The organism is Agromyces ramosus (assembly GCF_004216665.1).
Taxonomy (GTDB): Bacteria; Actinomycetota; Actinomycetes; order Actinomycetales; family Microbacteriaceae; genus Agromyces; species Agromyces ramosus.
The window spans coordinates 420,792-438,276 of sequence record NZ_SGWY01000001.1 but is presented as its reverse complement, the minus strand read 5'-3'; the positions used below and the strand labels follow the sequence as shown (position 1 = coordinate 438,276).

16 protein-coding genes are annotated in these 17,485 nt (G+C 70.3%); 6 read left to right on the top strand and 10 right to left on the bottom strand.

What is annotated here, in order from left to right:
• Nucleotides 1–2 precede the first annotated feature (2 nt).
• Entirely contained in the window at nucleotides 3–995 is a 993-nt protein-coding gene (locus tag EV187_RS01985) for a sugar-binding transcriptional regulator (RefSeq protein ID WP_130351359.1), read from the bottom strand.
• A 132-nt stretch (nucleotides 996–1,127) separates the two neighbouring features.
• On the opposite strand from EV187_RS01985, the gene EV187_RS01980 reads away from it, so the two are divergent.
• The 3 genes from EV187_RS01980 to glpK all read left to right on the top strand — a co-directional run bounded on the left by EV187_RS01980 (nucleotide 1,128) and on the right by glpK (nucleotide 5,444).
• Complete coding sequence (locus EV187_RS01980) at nucleotides 1,128–2,885, top strand: glycerol-3-phosphate dehydrogenase/oxidase (RefSeq protein WP_130351358.1); 1,758 nt, start codon at nucleotides 1,128–1,130, stop codon at nucleotides 2,883–2,885.
• Between the two features lie 226 nt (nucleotides 2,886–3,111).
• Entirely contained in the window at nucleotides 3,112–3,873 is a 762-nt protein-coding gene (locus tag EV187_RS01975; protein ID WP_278038461.1) for an MIP/aquaporin family protein, read from the top strand.
• A gap of 56 nt (nucleotides 3,874–3,929) precedes the next feature.
• A complete protein-coding gene (gene glpK / locus EV187_RS01970; RefSeq protein ID WP_130351356.1) occupies nucleotides 3,930–5,444 on the top strand; it encodes a glycerol kinase GlpK in 1,515 nt (504 codons plus the stop codon).
• A 93-nt stretch (nucleotides 5,445–5,537) separates the two neighbouring features.
• On the opposite strand, the gene EV187_RS01965 is transcribed toward glpK, so the two are convergent.
• From EV187_RS01965 to sdhC, 9 genes are all read right to left on the bottom strand, one after another.
• Nucleotides 5,538–6,287, bottom strand: coding sequence for an HAD family hydrolase (locus EV187_RS01965; RefSeq protein WP_242609384.1), 750 nt, complete (start codon nucleotides 6,285–6,287; stop codon nucleotides 5,538–5,540).
• Complete coding sequence (locus EV187_RS01960; RefSeq protein ID WP_130351355.1) at nucleotides 6,284–6,859, bottom strand: GNAT family N-acetyltransferase; 576 nt, start codon at nucleotides 6,857–6,859, stop codon at nucleotides 6,284–6,286. Before EV187_RS01960 ends, EV187_RS01965 begins: the two co-directional genes overlap by 4 nt.
• Before the next feature lie 2 nt (nucleotides 6,860–6,861).
• Complete coding sequence (trpS, locus tag EV187_RS01955; RefSeq protein ID WP_130351354.1) at nucleotides 6,862–7,872, bottom strand: tryptophan--tRNA ligase; 1,011 nt, start codon at nucleotides 7,870–7,872, stop codon at nucleotides 6,862–6,864.
• A 25-nt stretch (nucleotides 7,873–7,897) separates the two neighbouring features.
• The gene (locus tag EV187_RS01950; protein ID WP_130351353.1) at nucleotides 7,898–8,737 is read right to left on the bottom strand and encodes an exodeoxyribonuclease III; all 840 of its coding nucleotides are present in this window, start codon (nucleotides 8,735–8,737) and stop codon (nucleotides 7,898–7,900) included.
• Nucleotides 8,738–8,747: 10 nt separating this feature from the next.
• The gene (locus EV187_RS01945) at nucleotides 8,748–10,049 is read right to left on the bottom strand and encodes a YihY/virulence factor BrkB family protein (RefSeq protein ID WP_130351352.1); all 1,302 of its coding nucleotides are present in this window, start codon (nucleotides 10,047–10,049) and stop codon (nucleotides 8,748–8,750) included.
• Between the two features lie 62 nt (nucleotides 10,050–10,111).
• Nucleotides 10,112–10,879 carry a succinate dehydrogenase iron-sulfur subunit gene (locus EV187_RS01940; protein WP_130351351.1) on the bottom strand — a complete coding sequence of 256 codons (768 nt, stop codon included), beginning with the start codon at nucleotides 10,877–10,879 and terminating at the stop codon, nucleotides 10,112–10,114.
• 1 nt (nucleotide 10,880) lies between these two features.
• Nucleotides 10,881–12,689, bottom strand: a complete 1,809-nt coding sequence (sdhA, locus tag EV187_RS01935) for a succinate dehydrogenase flavoprotein subunit (protein ID WP_130351350.1) — start codon at nucleotides 12,687–12,689, stop codon at nucleotides 10,881–10,883.
• Between the two features lie 7 nt (nucleotides 12,690–12,696).
• Complete coding sequence (locus EV187_RS01930) at nucleotides 12,697–13,143, bottom strand: succinate dehydrogenase hydrophobic membrane anchor subunit (RefSeq protein WP_130351349.1); 447 nt, start codon at nucleotides 13,141–13,143, stop codon at nucleotides 12,697–12,699.
• A 13-nt stretch (nucleotides 13,144–13,156) separates the two neighbouring features.
• Nucleotides 13,157–13,579 carry a succinate dehydrogenase, cytochrome b556 subunit gene (gene sdhC / locus EV187_RS01925; RefSeq protein ID WP_130351348.1) on the bottom strand — a complete coding sequence of 141 codons (423 nt, stop codon included), beginning with the start codon at nucleotides 13,577–13,579 and terminating at the stop codon, nucleotides 13,157–13,159.
• A gap of 191 nt (nucleotides 13,580–13,770) precedes the next feature.
• Here sdhC and EV187_RS01920 point away from each other — a divergent pair, with 191 nt between their 5' ends.
• The 3 genes from EV187_RS01920 (at nucleotide 13,771) to EV187_RS01910 (ending at nucleotide 17,321) form a co-directional block, all read left to right on the top strand.
• On the top strand, nucleotides 13,771–14,895 hold the full coding sequence (locus EV187_RS01920) for a mannose-1-phosphate guanylyltransferase (RefSeq protein ID WP_130351347.1): 1,125 nt from the start codon (nucleotides 13,771–13,773) through the stop codon (nucleotides 14,893–14,895).
• Nucleotides 14,896–14,930: 35 nt separating this feature from the next.
• Nucleotides 14,931–15,986: a BMP family lipoprotein gene (locus EV187_RS01915; protein WP_130352182.1), complete on the top strand. Its 1,056-nt coding sequence runs from the start codon at nucleotides 14,931–14,933 to the stop codon at nucleotides 15,984–15,986.
• 240 nt (nucleotides 15,987–16,226) lie between these two features.
• On the top strand, nucleotides 16,227–17,321 hold the full coding sequence (locus tag EV187_RS01910) for a BMP family lipoprotein (protein ID WP_130351346.1): 1,095 nt from the start codon (nucleotides 16,227–16,229) through the stop codon (nucleotides 17,319–17,321).
• The last annotated feature ends 164 nt before the right edge of the window (nucleotides 17,322–17,485 follow it).

Sequence of the window (17,485 nt, the reverse complement as noted above, 5' to 3'; positions counted from 1 at the left end):
GATCACGCGTCGACCAGCGCCCGGGCCGTGCCCTCGTCGACGATGAGGTCGGTGATGAGTCCGGCGGCGAGGGCCCCTCGGAGGCTGGGGAGCTTCGCCCGACCCGAGACGACGCAGATCCGGCGCGGGGCCCGGCGCAGCACGGCGAAGTCGGGCCCGGTCGCACGTTCGTTCAGGCCGATGCCGTCGGTGCTGCCGTCGGCGCGGTAGAAGACGGTCGCGACATCGCCCACCGCGCCGTCCCGGCTGAGGGCCTGGTAGTCGGCTCGCTCGAGGTAGCCGCCCTGGTAGACGTGGCTCGGCACCTCCGCGAACGGCGAGCCGACCCCGAACAGCGCGACGTCGAGCCGGGACTGCAGGTCGAGGAGCCGGCGCGTGCTGCGTTCACGCCAGAAGGCCTGCTTCGTCGCGGGCTCGTCGAAGAACGCGGGGACGGGGAACTGCTGCACCCGCGCCCCGAAGGCGTCGCCGAACCGCCGCAGGAGCTCGCTCGCGTAGAGGATGCCGGTGGTGCGCACATTGCCCGCGCCGTTGAGCTGCACGATCTCGGTGTTGTGGGTCGCCTTCGGCACCAGGTGCCGGCTCATCGCACTCATCGTGGACCCCCATGCGACCCCGATCGCCTGATTCGAGTCCACGTACTGGCCGAGGATCCGTGCGGCCGACAGCGCGACGCGATCGAGTCGATCGACGTCGCTGGCGTGGTCGGGCACCGGTACGACGTGCGCGCGCACCTCGTGTCGCTCGAGGATCTCCTGCTCGATGCGGCTCGGCAGGTCGAGCGGGGAGTGGATGCTGATCTCCACGAGCCCGCTGGCCCGCGCGTGGCTGAGCAGGCGCGAGATCGAGGATCGCGACGTGTGCAGCTCGTGTGCGATGGCGTCCATCGTGAGGTCCTGCATGTAGTAGAGGTGGGCGGCCCGGAGGGCGTCCCGCGTCTTGCCGCTCACCGCGTCGGCTCGGTCGATCGCCTCGCGTCCGTCGTTCTCGATCATCCCCACACCCTTGCACATATGTTCAGTCGGCTTGCAACAGCGTGCGACCGTGCTCACGATGTATTCATCCACATCCGGCCCCACCGGCGCAAGCCGACCGCGAGCCGGGCCGCACCGCACGAGAGGACAGCGATGTCTGCGCACCCCACGACCCCGCAGCGATCCGAGCACGGAGACGCCGCCGCCGGCGCCCGCCTCGAGATAGCCGGCCTCCGCGCCCGCCCGACGGCCGAGGTCGTCGTGATCGGCGGCGGCATCAACGGCATCGCCACCTTCCGCGATCTCGCGCTCCAGGGCGTCGACGTCGTGCTCGTCGAGCGCGACGACTTCGTGTCGGGCGCCTCATCGGCCTCTTCGCACATGATCCACGGCGGCATCCGCTACCTCGAGAACGGCGAGTTCCGACTCGTGCGGGAATCGGTCGAGGAGCGCAACGGCCTCATCCGCATCGCGCCGCACTACGTGAAGCCGCTCCAGACGACGGTGCCGATCTACTCGACGTTCTCCGGCATCCTCTCGGCGCCGCTGCGGTTCCTCACCCACCGCCGGGGCCGGGCGACCGAGCGCGGCGCCGCGCTCATCAAGACGGGCCTCACGATCTACGACGCGTTCTCGCGCGACGGCGGAGCGGTGCCGCGGCACGCCTTCCACGGTCGCCGGCGCTCCCTCGCGGAACTGCCCGCGCTGGACCCCGCCGTGAAGTACACCGCCACCTACTACGACGCGAGCATGCACGATCCCGAGCGCCTCGCCCTCGACGTGCTCTTCGACGGGCTCGCGGCCGGCCCGCACGCCCGCGCCGCGAACCACCTCGGGGCGGTCGGCCTCGGCGCGGACGGCGTGCGGGTGCGCGACGGGCTCACCGGCGAGGAGTTCGACATCGCCGCCGACGTGGTCGTCAACGCCTCCGGGCCGTGGACCGACCTCACGAATGCGGGCCTCGGGCGACCGTCGACGTTCATGGGCGGCACCAAGGGCTCGCACATCGTGCTCGACCATCCGGAGCTGCTCGCGGCGACCGCGGGCCGCGAGATCTTCTTCGAGCACGAGGACGGCCGCATCGTGCTCATCTACCCGCTGAAGGGTCGCGTGATGGTCGGCACGACCGACCTCGAGCACGACATGCGGGAGCCCGCCGTCTGCACCGAGGACGAGGTCGACTACTTCTTCGACCTCATCGCGCACGTTTTCCCAACCATCCGAGTCGAGCGGTCGCAGATCGTCTATCGCTTCTCGGGCGTACGCCCGCTGCCCCGCCACGACGACACCCAGCCCGGTTTCGTCTCGCGGGACTACCGCATCGAGCGGGCCGAGGTCTCGGAGCGCCCGGGCACGACGCTGCTCAGCCTCGTCGGCGGGAAGTGGACCACCTTCCGTGCCCTCGCGGAGCACCTCTCCGACGAGGTGCTCGAGCTCATCGGGCGCGACCGCCTGCGATCGACGAAGGGACTCGCGATCGGCGGTGGCGCGGGGTACCCGACCACCGACGACGCCCGACGGGTGTGGCTCGCGTCGCACGGCGACGAGGTCGGACGCGACCGCGCCGCACAGCTCCTCGAGCGCTACGGCACGCGGGCCGAGGCGTTCCTCGCCGCGATCGAGGGCGAACGCGACGCCCCGCTCGAGCACCACCCCGACTACACCCGCCTCGAGATCGCCTGGCTCCTGCGCAACGAGCGAGTCGTGCACCTGCCCGACCTCGTGCTGCGCCGCACGAGCATCGCGTTCACCGGCACGCTCAGTGCGCCGTTGCTCGACGAGCTCGCCGATGCCGCCGCGCGGGTCCTCGCATGGAGCGTCGAGCGCCGCGCGCAGGAGGTCGCCGCCACGCGCTCGCTGCTCGCCGATCGGCACGGCGTACGCCTGCGGGACCTCGCACCGGCGGCCTGAACGGGGCGGGATCGGCCCGGCCGACGTCGGTCGCGCGCGCCCTCTCAGACCCTCGAGATCTGCACGCATGTGCAACCGGAACAGCCCTCTCGCGGGTCGCCCGGTCGGTACGTTACCTCGGGGCCAATCGCCCCCGGCACCACCGCAGCACGCCGTGCGGCGTGCTCCCTGGCTCCACCGGAGCGCGCCGTGCGGCGCGCTCACCACGCAGAGAAGGAAGGTCAACGTGGACAATCTCGGAATCGTGTTCCTCGCGGAACTCGTCGGCACCGCCATGCTCGTGCTGCTCGGCTGCGGCGTCGTCGCGAACGTCGCGCTCGCGAAGACGAAGGGCAACAACGGCGGGTTCCTCATGGTGAACTTCGGCTGGGGGCTCGCGGTCTTCGCCGGCGTCACGGTCTCGTACGCCTCGGGTGCGCAGCTGAACCCGGCCGTCACGCTCGGCCTCGTGGCCAACGGCGCCACCGAGTTCGGCATGGGCGTGCCGGTGAACGTCGTCTCGGTGCTCACGTACATCGCCGCGCAGCTGATCGGCGCCATCATCGGCGCGGTGTTCTGCTGGGTGGCGTACAAGCAGCACTTCGACGCCGAGCCGGTCGCCGCGAACAAGCTGGGCGTGTTCTCGACCGGCCCTGCGATCCGCTCGTACGGCTGGAACCTCGTCACCGAGATCATCGGCACGTTCGTGCTGGTCTTCGTCGTCATCGGCTTCGGCGGCGGGCGCCAGGGCGATGGCGGACTCGCCGCGCTCGGCGCGCTGCCCGTGGCCCTCCTCGTGATCGGCATCGGCGCGTCCCTCGGTGGACCGACCGGGTACGCGATCAACCCCGCCCGCGACCTCGGCCCCCGGCTCGCGCACGCCTTCCTCCCCATCCAGGGCAAGGGCGGCAGCGACTGGTCGTACTCGTGGGTCCCCGTCGTCGGCCCGATCATCGGCGGCGTGCTGGCCGGCTTCGCCGCGATCCCCCTCCTGCCGCTGATCGGCTGATCCGCGGCATCCGCCCACCAACCGCCACCAATCACTGACAGCAACGGAGTTCTCAGATGGCTGACTACGTCCTCGCGATCGACCAGGGCACCACCTCGTCGCGCGCGATCATCTTCGACAAGGCCGGCTCGATCATCTCGACCGGGCAACTCGAGCACGAGCAGATCTTCCCGAAGGCCGGCTGGGTCGAGCACGACCCCGCCGAGATCTGGCGCAACACCGGCGAGGTGATCGGCCAGGCACTGGGCAGGGCGAACCTCACCCGGCACGACATCGCGGCCGTCGGCATCACGAACCAGCGCGAGACCGCGGTGGTCTGGGATCGGCGCACCGGCGAGCCCGTGTACAACGCGATCGTGTGGCAGGACACCCGCACGCAGCCCATCGTCGACCGGCTCGCGGCCGACGGCGGCGTCGAGCGGTTCAAGCAGGACGTCGGACTCCCGCTCGCGACGTACTTCTCGGGCACGAAGATCGTGTGGATCCTCGAGAACGTGCCCGGAGCGCGCGAGAAGGCCGAGGCCGGCGACCTGCTCTTCGGCACCACCGACACGTGGGTGCTCTGGAACCTCACCGGTGGCGTCGACGGGGGCGTCCACGCGACGGATGTCACGAACGCGAGCCGCACGATGTTCATGGACCTCGAGACGCTCGGCTGGCGCGACGACATCCTCGCCGCGTTCGGCGTGCCCCGCTCGATGATGCCCGAGATCCGGTCGTCGTCCGAGGTGTACGGGGCCGCGAACGAGCACTCCCTGCTGCGGGGCACGCCCATCGCCGGCATCCTCGGCGACCAGCAGGCCGCGACCTTCGGCCAGGCGGCGTTCGACGCCGGCGAGGCGAAGAACACCTACGGCACCGGCAACTTCCTCATCTTCAACACCGGTGAGGAGATCGTGCATTCGAGGAACGGCCTGCTCACCACCGTCGGCTACAAGCTGGGCGACCAGCCCGTGCACTACGCGCTTGAGGGCTCCATCGCGGTGACGGGATCGCTGATCCAATGGCTCCGCGACAACCTCGGGCTGATCTCCTCGGCGTCCGAGGTCGAGGCGCTCGCGAACAGCGTCGAGGACAACGGCGGCGCGTACTTCGTACCGGCGTTCTCGGGGCTCTTCGCCCCCTACTGGCGTCCCGATGCACGCGGCGCGCTCGTCGGGCTCACGCGGTACGTGAACAAGGGGCACCTCGCGCGGGCGGCACACGAGGCGATCGCCTTCCAGACCCGCGACGTCGTGGAGGCCGTCAACGCCGACGCCGGTATCGACCTCACCGAGCTGCGGGTCGACGGCGGCGCGACCGCGAACGACACCCTGCTCCAGTTCCAGGCGGACATCCTCGGCGTGCCGGTGGTGCGTCCGGTCGTCGCGGAGACGACCGCGCTCGGCGCGGCGTACGCGGCGGGACTCGCGGTCGGCTTCTGGTCGGGCCTCGGCGAGCTCGCGCAGAACTGGCAGGAGGATCGCCGCTGGACGCCGGCGATGGACGAGGCGGAGCGGGAGCGCCTCGATCGCAACTGGAAGAAGGCCGTCACGAAGACCCTCGACTGGGTCGACGAGGACGTGGCGTAGGCCTCACCGAGGGTACGGTGAGAAGACGCGTCGGGCGCATGGGGGTGCGCCCGGCCCGTTCCCTCGTCGCGCCGCGAGTGCGCCGCGCGGCGTTCAGCCGAGGCGCGGCACGAGCCGCGCGGCGAGCTCGTCGAGGCGGTGGATCTCCACCACGCCGACGTCGATCGCCTCGGCCGCCTCGTCGTCGGGAGGGCGGACGCCGTGCCGGTTGAGCCAGACGCCGACGAGCCCGGCCCGCGCCGCGCCGATGGCGTCGGTGCGCAGGCGATCGCCCACGTAGGCCGCCGCCGACACGGGGCCCGTGCGCGCGAACCGATCGAGCGCCTCGTGGAAGATGCCGGGATCGGGCTTCGCGATGCCGAGCTCGCCCGACGCGATCACGTGCTCGACGCGACCGTGCAGGGCGAGTCGCACGATCTTGGCCGTCTGGAACTCGAGCTCGCCGTTCGTCACGATGCCGAGCCGCACTCGGGGCAGTGCGGTGGCGAGGGCGTCCAACGCGGGCAGCACGTCGTCGTGCAGCGCCCAGGAGTCGCGGTAGTGGCGGAAGTACTCGGCGAACCACGCGCTCGCCGCCCGCTCGTCGAGCTCGTCGCCGAACTCGCGCGCGAAGGCAGCCGCCCGTGCGCGACGCTGGCCCTCGAAGCTCAGCGCGCCCTCGAGGTAGGCCGTGTAGTGCTCCTCCTCGAGCTCGTGCCAGCGGCCGGCCGCAGCTCGCTCGTCGCCCTCGTATGCGCGTTCGCGCATGTGACGGAGGATGCCGGTGGCCACCGCCTCGCGGTGCGCCATCAGCGTGTCATCGAGGTCGAACAGCACCACGGGCGATGCGGTTTCGCCGGTCACCCCGGCCCCAGGATGTCGGTCCAGCTCTCGAAGGCGCGCGGATCCGCGGGGACCGTGCGCACGGCATGCCAGGCGGGCAGCGCGTCGCCGTCGCGCGCCGGGACGGTGGGATCGGCCGGCTCGATCCGCCGGAACCCGGCGGCCCGCGCCACCCGGGCGGACGCCACGTTGCCCTCGACGGCACGCCAGAACAGCGTGGTGGCACCGCGGACGCCCCCGGCGAGCGCCCAGTCGGCGACCGCGACCGCCGCCTCGGTCATGAGCCCGGCACCGCGATGGGCGGCGCCCATCCAGTAGCCGATCTCGTGGCGCGGCTCGCGCACGCCGATCACGCCGAGCAGCTCGCCGCCCGGCGCACGGCGGATCGCCCAGGTGCGCTCGGTGCCACTGGCCCACGACTCGGGCACGAACACGCCGAGGAAGGCCTCCGCGTCGGCCCGGGAGTAGGGCCACGGCGTCGTGAGGTACCGCTCGAAGAGGGGATCCCGGCAGTACTCGGCGACCCGGTCGGCGTCGGCGAGCGTCGGTTCGTCGAGGACGAGCCGCGCCGTTCGGATGGCGACCGGCCGCATGCTCAGCCCCGTCGGATGAAGCCGACGCGGTCGTAGGCCGTGCGCAACATCCGCTCGGCTCGCTCGCTCGCCTTCTCGGCGCCGATCGCGAGCAGGCGGTCGAGCTCGGCCGGATCCTCGAGCAGCTCGAGCGTGCGCGCGCGGATCGGCGTGAGCCGCTCGACGACCGCCTCGGCGACGTCCTTCTTGAAGTCGCCGTAGCCGCGGCCCTCGTACTCGATCTCGAGCTCGACGATCGAACGCCCGGTCGTGGCGGCGAGGATGTCGAGCAGGTTCGAGATGCCGGGCTTGCCGGCGGGGTCGTAGCGCACCTCGCGACCCGTGTCGGTGACGGCGCTGCGGAACTTCTTCGCGGTGACGGCGGGTTCGTCCATGAGCTTCACCAGGCCCGCCTCCGAGTTGGCCGACTTCGACATTTTGGCCGTCGGCTCCTGCAGGTCGTAGATGCGCGCCGACTCCGTGGGGATGAGCGCCTCGGGCACGACGAAGGTGTCGCCGAACCGAGAGTTGAAGCGGCCGGCGAGGTCGCGGGTGAGCTCGAGGTGCTGCCGCTGGTCGTCGCCGACCGGCACGAGTTCGGTGCCGTAGAGCAGGATGTCGGCCGCCATGAGCACCGGGTACGTGAAGAGTCCGACGGTCGTGGCGTCGGCGCCCTGCTTCGCCGACTTGTCCTTGAACTGCGTCATGCGGCTCGCCTCGCCGAAGCCGGTGATCGTGCTGAGCACCCACGCGAGCTCGGCGTGCGCCGGCACGTGCGACTGCACGAAGAGCGTCGACCGCTCGAGGTCGACGCCGGACGCGAGGTACTGGGCGGCCGTGCGTCGCACGTTGGCGTGCAGGGCGGCCGGGTCCTGCTGCACGGTGATCGCGTGCAGGTCGACGACGCAGTAGATGGGATCGTAGGTGTCCTGCAGGGCGACCCAGTTGACGAGCGCGCCGAGGTAGTTGCCGAGGTGGAGCGAGTCGCTCGACGGCTGCATGCCGGAGAAGACAACGGGACGGATGGCGTTCATGTGGTCGGAGTCCTTGTCGGGGGAATCAGATGTCGTAGTCGACGACGACGGGAGCGTGGTCGGACCATCGCTCGGCGTAGGTGTCGGCACGGTCGATCGAGTACGCGAGCGCAGCGTCGGCCAGCGCGGGCGTCGCGAGCTGGTAGTCGATGCGCCAGCCGGTGTCGTTGTCGAACGCCTTGCCGCGCCACGACCACCAGGAGTAGGGACCCTCGACCTCGCCGGCGAAGCGACGGCCGAGGTCGACCCAGCCGAGGCCCGCGCCATGGTTGTAGTCGGCGTCGCCCTCGGCGCCGACGAAGCGGTCGAAGTAGGCGCGCTCGTCGGGCAGGAACCCGGCCCGCTTCACGTTGCCCTTCCAGTTGCGGATGTCGAGCGTGCGATGCCCGACGTTGAGGTCGCCGACCACGAGCGCGAGCTCGGAGTGGGCGGCCAGCTCGGGCAGCCGCGCCTCCATCGCGTCGAGGAAGCGGTACTTCTCCACCTGCTTGGGGGTGTCGGCCTCGCCCGAGTGAACGTAGGCGCTCACCACGGTGACGACCCGGTCGCCGACCTCGTAGTCGGCCTCGAGCCATCGCCCGGCGCTGTCGAATTCGGGCGCGCCGAGCTCGACGCGGTGGATGCTCGCACGGTTGCGGCTCGCGATGGCGACGCCCGCGCGGCCCTTCGCGGTGGCGGGGTCGTGCAGGATGTCCCACTCGTCGCCGAGCAGCTCCTGCAGGTCTTCGGTGGAGGCGCGAACCTCCTGCATGGCCAGGATGTCGACCCCGCGGCCCTCGAGCCACGAGCCCATGCCCCGACGGAATGCCGCCCGGACCCCGTTGACGTTGACGCTGGCGACACGGAGGGGTTTCGCGGAGGGCATGCCTTCGATCCTAGGGGAGCCCTCCGACGTCCCCCTGCGCCGCCAGGGGCGTCAGCTCCGCCTCCGCACGCGCCAGCGCCTCCTGAGCCCGGGTGAGCCGGCGCCGCGCCGGGATCCGCTCGAGCCAGTTCGCCTCGGCGAGCTCCTGCTCGGCGTCGCGCACGCGCACGCGCGCCGCAGTGACGAGTGCGCGCTGCTCGCGTGCCCGCTCCTCCTCGACGAGCTGCTCCGGCGTGACGAGCCGCAGGCTCTCGTGCGCGTCGAACGCCTCGACGGCGATCCAGCTCGCCGCGACGAGGATGACGATGCCGGTGAGCCGGAACCACAGCAGCAGCGCGATGAACACCGCGAAGGTCGCCAGCAGGGGATTGTTGCCCGCGCCCGTGATCACGTACCCGCCGAGGAGCTGCAGCACCGAGAGCGCCGCCGATCCGAGGAGCGATCCGATCCACATGCGCCGCCACGGCATCGCGGCGCCGGAGAGGAACCGGAACAGCGTCGCGAGCGCGAGCGTGTCGATCACGAAGATGACGAGCACCGAGCCCGCCTGCAGCATCAGGTTCGACCAGATGGATTCGTCCGCCAGTCCGAGCAGTGTCGCAAGCCACCCGAAGAACGAGGTCGTCGCCACGGTCAGGATGGTCGCGATGATGAGGATCGTGCCGAAGGCGAGTCCCACCACGAAGTCGCGCGTCTTCAGCAGTGCGTAGGCGCGCGTGTCCTTGGGCAGTCCGAAGATGCTGCGCACCGCGATCCGCGAGTACGTGATCCAGCCGATGGCGGTCCAGATGAGGCCGGCCAGGGCCACGGCGCCCGTCCATCCGAACAGGCTCGTGCTCGTCGTCGCGATCGTGACGAGGTCGTCGGTCGAGATGATGCCGTCGTCGCCGACGAGGCCCGGCGCGAAGCTGTTCAGGAGGGCGATGAAGGCGTTGAGGGCCTCCTCGTTGCCGGTCAGCCAGATGCCCGCCACGGCGAACACGACGTAGACGGCCGCGAAGATCGCGAAGAGCGCCTGGTAGCTCATGCCCGCCGAGAGGATGAAGCCGTTGCGTGCGAGGAAGTGGCGCCACACGCGCACCGGGAAGAGGGCCATGGTCTTCTGCGTCAGGGTCGAGACCCTGGTGATCGGCTCCTCGAACCGGTGGCGGATCGGCTGGCTGAGCGCGTCGAACCGCTCACGGGCGCTCGGCTCGAGGTCGAGGGGGTCCTCCGACGACGCAGCGGGAGGTGCGGACGCCTCGCGGCCCGACTCCTCGGGCGGACCCGGCCGCCGGCCGTGCCGGTCGCCGGCGGGGGTGCGCTCGCTCACGCACCCAGACTAGCGAGCGGGGTCCGTGCGATCGGCACGAACCCCGCGGCGACACCGGGACGTCAGGGCTTGCCGCGCATGATCGCCTGCTTGACCTCGGCGATCGCCTTCGTGACCTCGATGCCGCGCGGGCACGCGTCGGTGCAGTTGAAGGTCGTGCGGCAACGCCACACGCCCTCCTTGTCGTTCAGGATGTCGAGGCGCACGGATGCCGCGTCGTCGCGCGAGTCGAAGATGAACCGGTGCGCGTTGACGATGGCGGCGGGGCCGAAGTACTGGCCGTCGGTCCAGAAGACCGGGCACGACGACGTGCACGCGGCGCAGAGGATGCACTTCGTGGTGTCGTCGAAGATCTCGCGCTTGGCGATCGACTGGATGCGCTCCTTGCCGGGCTCGGGCGTGGAGTTCGCGATGAGGAACGGCTGGACCTCGCGGTAGCTCGCGAAGAACGGCTCCATGTCGACGACCAGGTCCTTCTCGAGGGGCAGGCCCTTGATCGCCTCCACGTAGATGGGCTTCGAGATGTCGAGGTCCTTGATCAGCGTCTTGCAGGCGAGCCGGTTGCGCCCGTTGATGCGCATGGCGTCGGAGCCGCAGATCCCGTGGGCGCACGAGCGGCGGAACGTCAGCGATCCGTCCTGCTCCCACTTGATCTTGTGCAGGGCGTCGAGCACGCGATCGGTCGCGTACATCTCGACGTCGAAGTCCTGCCAGCGCGGCTCGGTGTCGACGTCGGGGTCGAAGCGCCGGATCAGGAAGGTGACGGTGAACGACCGGATCGCGGCATCCGCGGCATCCGTCGACTTGGCCTCGAGCGTGGCGGTGGTCACGTCAGTACTTCCTCTCCATCGGCTGGTAGCGGGTGATGGTCACGGGTTTCCAGTCGAGCCGGATGTGGTCGGCGGCATCCGAGGAGTGCGCGTCGCCCGAGAGGTAGGCCATCGTGTGCTGCATGTAGTTCGCGTCGTCGCGGTTCGGGAAGTCGTCGCGCATGTGGCCGCCGCGGCTCTCCTCGCGGTTGCGGGCGGAGAAGACGACGACCTCGGCGAGGTCGAGGAGGAAGCCGAGCTCGACGGCCTCGAGCAGGTCGGTGTTGAACCGCTTGCCCTTGTCCTGCACGGCGACGTTGCGGTAGCGGTCGCGGAGGCCGGCGATGACCTCGGTGACGTGGGCGAGGGACTCGTCGGTGCGGAACACCTGGGCGCCCTTGTCCATCTCGTCCTGGAGCTCCTTGCGGATCGCGGCGATGCGCTCGGTCCCGTTCGAGTCGCGGAGCTGCTCCAGCATGCGCCGCACGCCGGCGGCGGGGTCGTCGGGCAGCGGCGTGTAGTCGACGTCCTTGACGTACTCGACCGCGTTCCGGCCGGCGCGCTTGCCGAAGACGTTGATGTCGAGCAGCGAGTTGGTGCCGAGTCGGTTGGACCCGTGCACCGAGACGCAGGCGCACTCGCCCGCGGCGTAGAGGCCCGGGACCACGGTCGTGTTGTCGCGCAGCACCTCGGCCGCGACGTTGGTGGGGATGCCGCCCATCGCGTAGTGCGCGGTCGGCATCACCGGCACGGGCTCGTACACGGGGTCGACGCCGAGGTAGGTGCGTGCGAACTCGGTGATGTCGGGGAGCTTCGTCTCGAGCACCTCGGCGCCGAGGTGGGTGCAGTCGAGGAGCACGTAGTCCTTGTGGGGTCCGGCGCCGCGGCCCTCGGCGACCTCCTGCACCATGCACCGGGCGACGATGTCGCGCGGGGCCAGGTCCTTGATGGTGGGCGCGTAGCGCTCCATGAACCGCTCGCCCGACGCGTTGCGCAGGATCGCGCCCTCGCCGCGGGCGCCCTCGGTGAGGAGGATGCCGAGGCCGGCGAGGCCGGTGGGGTGGAACTGGAAGAACTCCATGTCCTCGAGGGGCAGGCCCTTGCGCCAGATGATGCCGACGCCGTCGCCCGTGAGGGTGTGCGCGTTCGAGGTGGTCTTGTAGATCTTGCCGAAGCCGCCGGTCGCGAAGATGATCGCCTTGGCCTGGAAGACGTGGAGTTCGCCCGTGGCGAGCTCGTAGGCGACGATGCCCGACGGCTGCTCGACGCCGTCGACCTCGGTCATCACCAGGTCGAGGGCGTAGTACTCGTTGTAGAACTCGATGCCGAGCTTCACGCAGTTCTGGAACAGGGTCTGCAGGATCATGTGGCCCGTGCGGTCGGCCGCGTAGCAGGCCCGGCGCACCGGCGCCTTGCCGTGGTCGCGCGTGTGACCGCCGAAGCGGCGCTGGTCGATCTTGCCCTCGGGGGTGCGGTTGAAGGGCAGGCCCATGTTCTCGAGGTCGATGACCGCGTCGATGGCCTCCTTCGCGAGGATCTCGGCCGCGTCCTGGTCGACGAGGTAGTCGCCGCCCTTGACGGTGTCGAAGGTGTGCCACTCCCAGCTGTCCTCCTCGACGTTCGCGAGCGCCGCGGCCATGCCGCCCTGCGCCGCGCCCGTGTGGGACCGCGTCGGGTAGAGCTTCGAGATGACCGCCGTCCTCGCGCCGGGACCCGCCTCGATCGCCGCCCGCATCCCCGCGCCGCCGGCGCCGACGATGACGATGTCGTACTGGTGGTGGTGGACGCCGTCGACGATCTTCGTCTCGACGTGGGCGCTCTCGGAATTCACAGGTCTCCTAGACGGCGGGGCAGAACGAGGGGAGCAGGTCGGCGGGTGCGCCGGCGGGGCACGGGTCGAACGTGAAGACGACGAGGGTGCCGAGCACGATCAGCACGACCGCTGAGGCGAGCAGGGCGCCCTTCAGCACCTTCTGCAGCGTGCCGGGGCTGGTGTAGTCGTTCACGATCGTGCGCATCCCGTTGGCGCCGTGGATCAGCGCCAGCCAGAGCATCAGCACGTCCCACCACTGCCAGAACGGGTCGGCCCACTTGCCGCCCACGAACCCGAAGTCGATGGCCTTCACGCCCTCGCCCACGATCAGGTTCACGAAGAGGTGTCCGAAGATGAGCACGATCAGCACCACGCCGGACGCGCGCATGTAGATCCAGCCCCACTTCTCCCAGTTCACGCCGCGCTTGCGAGCGGGGCGCACCGGGCTGCGAGGCGCTTCGATGGCAGTCATGTCGCTGGGCTCCTCAGTGGCTGAAGACGTTCATGAGGTGGCGGGGCACGAAGGCGAGCATGGTGACGACCCAGAGGGCGATGACCACGTAGAAGAGCACCCGCTGGTGCCGCGTCGCCCAGGACCAGAAGTCGACGAGGATGATGCGCAGCCCGTTGAAGGCGTGGAAGACGATCGCCCCCACCAGCGCGACCTCGCCGAGGCCCATGATGGGCGTCTGGTAGGTGCCGATCACCGCGTTGTACGCCTCGGGGCTCACCCGCACGAGCGAGGTGTCGAGCACGTGCACGAGGAGGAAGAAGAAGATCGCGACACCGGTGATGCGGTGCAGCACCCACGACCACATCCCCTCACGGCCGCGATACAGCGTGCCGCCCGGCCTCTGCTTCGCCGGCTTCGCGGGTGCGGTCAGGGTTCCTGCCGAGGTCTCTGGCATGAACAACCCTCCCTGGCTGTGTGGATCGCCCTTGACATGAGGGCACGACGGGCACTCGGCCCGGACCGAGTCTAGCCCCGCGCCCGGGGCGCCGCCGCTTAGGGCCGCCTAACCCTCTCGATGTCGAGACAGTCGCCGTGACGGATGCCGCGACCAGCCCGCCGACGGCCCGCCGGGCTATCCTCGGTGGCATGCCAGCACCGAACATGCCCCTCGACGGCTTCTACAGCGTCATCCCCGCCGGAGGCGTCGGCTCCCGCCTGTGGCCTCTCTCGCGTGCCGACGCTCCGAAGTTCCTGCACGACCTGACGGGCTCCGGACAGACGCTGCTGAAGGACACCTGGGACCGACTCGCCCCGATCTCCGGCGAGCAGCGAGTCATGGTCGTGACGGGGCGCGCCCACCGGGCGGCGGTCGAGGCCCAGCTGCCGGCCCTCGCCGACACCAACATCGTGCTCGAGAGCGAGCCGCGCGACTCGACGGCCGCCATCGGCCTGGCCGCTGCGATCCTCGAGCGCCGGGAACCCGGCGTGGTGATCGGCTCGTTCGCGGCCGACCACGTGATCTCGGGCGACGCGCTCTTCCGCTCGGCGGTCGCCGACGCCGTCGCGGCGGCGCACGCCGGGTACATCGCCACGATCGGAATCACCCCGACGGAGCCCGCGGTCGGATTCGGCTACATCGAGTGCGGAGGCACGCTCGAGGTCGAGGGCGCCGAGCGCGTGGAGGCCGTGTCCAACTTCGTCGAGAAGCCCGACCTCGACACGGCGAGGCGCTACCTCGAGGGCGGCGACCACCTCTGGAACGCGGGCATGTTCATCGCGAAGGCGTCGACCCTGCTCGAGGAGTTGGCGCGCACGAAGCCCGAGCTGCACGCCGGGCTGGTCGAGCTCGCCGAGGCGTGGGACGACCCGGTCACGCGCGGGCCCGCGGTCGACCGGATCTGGCCGACGCTCGAGAAGATCGCCATCGACTACTCCGTCGCCGAGCCCGCCGCCGCGGCGGGCCGGCTCGCCGTCATCCGCGGGCACTTCCAGTGGGACGACGTGGGCGACTTCGCCTCGCTCGCGAAGCTCAACACCGCGGGTCGCTCCGGCGAGCTCGCGATCCTCGGCGACAACGCCCGGGTGCTCGCCGACGCGTCGAGCGGCATCGTCGTGAGCCGCGCGAACCGGGTCATCAGCCTGATCGGCGTGCACGATATCGTCGTCGTGGACACGCCCGATGCGCTGCTCGTCACGACGAGCGAGCACGCGCAGCGGGTGAAGGCGGTCGTCGACGCCCTCAGGCTCGGCGGTTCGAGCGACGTGCTCTAGCGGGTCGCACGGGAGGACGGGAGCAGCGGATGTCGATGCGCAGGCGATTCGGGATCGGGGCCGCGCTCGTCGTGGCATCCGTGGCACTCGCGGGCTGTGCGCCCGCGCCGGAGTCGGACGGCAGCGATGCCGCCGCCGACGAGTGCGTTCGCATGGTGACGAACTCGGGCGGCCTCGAGGACCGCTCGTTCAACCAGTCGAGCTGGGAGGGCCTGCAGCGGGCCGAGGACGAGCTCGGCGTCGAAGCCGAGGCGATCGTCTCGACCGGCGAGACGGATCTCGCGCCGAACGTGCAGCAGGCGGTCGACTCCGGCTGCGAGCTCATCGTGACGGTCGGCTTCGAGCTGGCCGAGGCGACGCTCTCCCAGGCCGAGGACAACCCCGACCTCTCGTTCGCGATCGTCGACGAGACCGTCGACGCCGAGAACGTGAAGCCCGTGGTGTTCGACACCGCGCAGGCGTCGTTCCTCGCCGGGTACCTCTCCGCAGGCGTGTCGAAGACCGGCGTCGTGGCGACGTTCGGCGGCGGCAACCAGCCGCCCGTGACGCTGTTCATGGACGGGTTCGTCGACGGGGTCGCCAAGTACAACGAGGTGCACGGCACCGCGGTGCGCGCGCTCGGCTGGGACAAGGCGCAGCAGGACGGTGCGTTCACCGGCGACTTCGAGGACATCAACAAGGGCAAGGCGCTGGCCGAGGGCTTCATCGACCAGGGTGCCGACGTGATCCTGCCGGTGGCCGGCCAGGTCGGCGAGGGCGCCACCGCCGCCGCCCTCGAGCGCGGCGGCGTCTCGGTGATCTGGGTCGACAGCGACGGTTACGAGTCGCTCGCCGCCGAGTTCCGCCCGGTGCTGCTGACGAGCGTCCTGAAGAACACGCAGGACGCGATGGTCGAGATCGTCGGCGAGGTGCAGGACGGCTCCTTCTCCAACGAGCCGTACATCGGCACCCTTGAGAACGGCGGCGTGGAGATCGCGCCGTACCACGACCTCGCCTCGCTCGTGACGCCCGAGCTCGACGGCGAGATCGAGGGTCTGCGACAGGCGATCATCGCCGGGGAACTCGTGATCGACTCGCCGAGCGCGCCCTGAGTCCGCACGTCGCAGTGGTCCGCGTCGCAGGTCGGCTCGGCTCCGCCGACCGCGCCGCGGGCGCCGTCCGGGCTGCGCCCCTCGCTCGGGGGTCGTCGATGCTGCTCATATGAGCAGAATGTCGCGTCTTGATAACCATTGCATGTCACCGGCGGCTGCGCCTGAGCGCCGAGCGCAACATTCGGTAACGTGACTCCACGGGTCCCCGCGACGGTCGGGGCGCAGTCTTTGGAGGACACAGTGAAGGTCACCACCAGGAAGGCCGCACTCGGCGGCCTTGCGATGTTCGGCGCAGCCGTACTGCTCGCCGGTTGCGGATCCGCACCCGAGGATTCGGGCAGCACCGACGGGGGAGAGGCCTCCGACTTCCTCCCCTGCATGGTCTCCGATGCCGGCGGCTTCGACGACAAGTCCTTCAACCAGCTCGGGTTCGAGGGCCTCACCAAGGCCGCCGACGAGCTCGGCGTGGAGCCGGTCACCGTGCAGTCCGACTCCGAGACCGACTACGCGCCCAACCTGACGAACCTCGTCGACCAGGGCTGCAACCTGATCACCACCGTCGGCTTCGCCCTCGCGGCGGCGGCGGGCGAGTCGGCCGAGGCCAACCCCGACATCGAGTACGTCTCGATCGACGACACGGTCGACCTGGACTTCGACGGCACCACCGACTTCGAGAACATCAAGCCGATCGTCTTCGACACGGCCCAGGCGGCGTTCCTCGCCGGCTACGCGGCGGCCGCGTACTCGCAGACCGGCGTCGTCGGCACCTTCGGCGGCATGAACTTCCCGACGGTCTCCATCTTCATGGACGGCTTCAAGCAGGGCGTCGACTACCACAACTCCGAGATGGGCACCAACGTGCAGGTCCTCGGCTGGGACGGCACCGACGGCCTCTTCACGGGTGGCTTCGAGGCGAACGACACCGCTCGCAACACGGCCCAGGGCCTCATCGACCAGAACGTCGACGTGCTCCTGCCCGTCGGCGGCCCGATCTACCAGTCGGCTGCCGCAGCCATCCGCGACTCCGGCCGTGAGATCGCCATGATCGGCGTCGACGCGGACTTCACGCAGACCGACCCGTCGGTGGCCGACCTCATGCTGACCTCGATCCTCAAGGGCATCGACGTCGGCACCTACGAGGCGGTGCTCGCAGCAGGCAACGGCGAGTTCGACAACACCCCGTTCGTCGGCACGCTCGAGAACGAAGGCGTCGGCATCGCGCCGTTCCACGACTTCGAGTCGAAGGTCCCGGCCGACCTGCAGGGTCAGCTCGACGACCTGAAGGCCGCGATCATCGCGGGCGACGTCGAGGTCGCGTCCTACCTCGCAGAGTAAGGACCACGCACTGATCGGGGAGGTCGGCGGAAGCCGGCCTCCCCGATCCGCGTTCGGCGGCTCGACAGAGCATCTCGCGCAACATCTGCGCACGCGGCCTTCGGCCGACTCCACATTCGTGCAGCATCTCCAACGGATGCAGCCACCTCACTAGGATCGGGGAC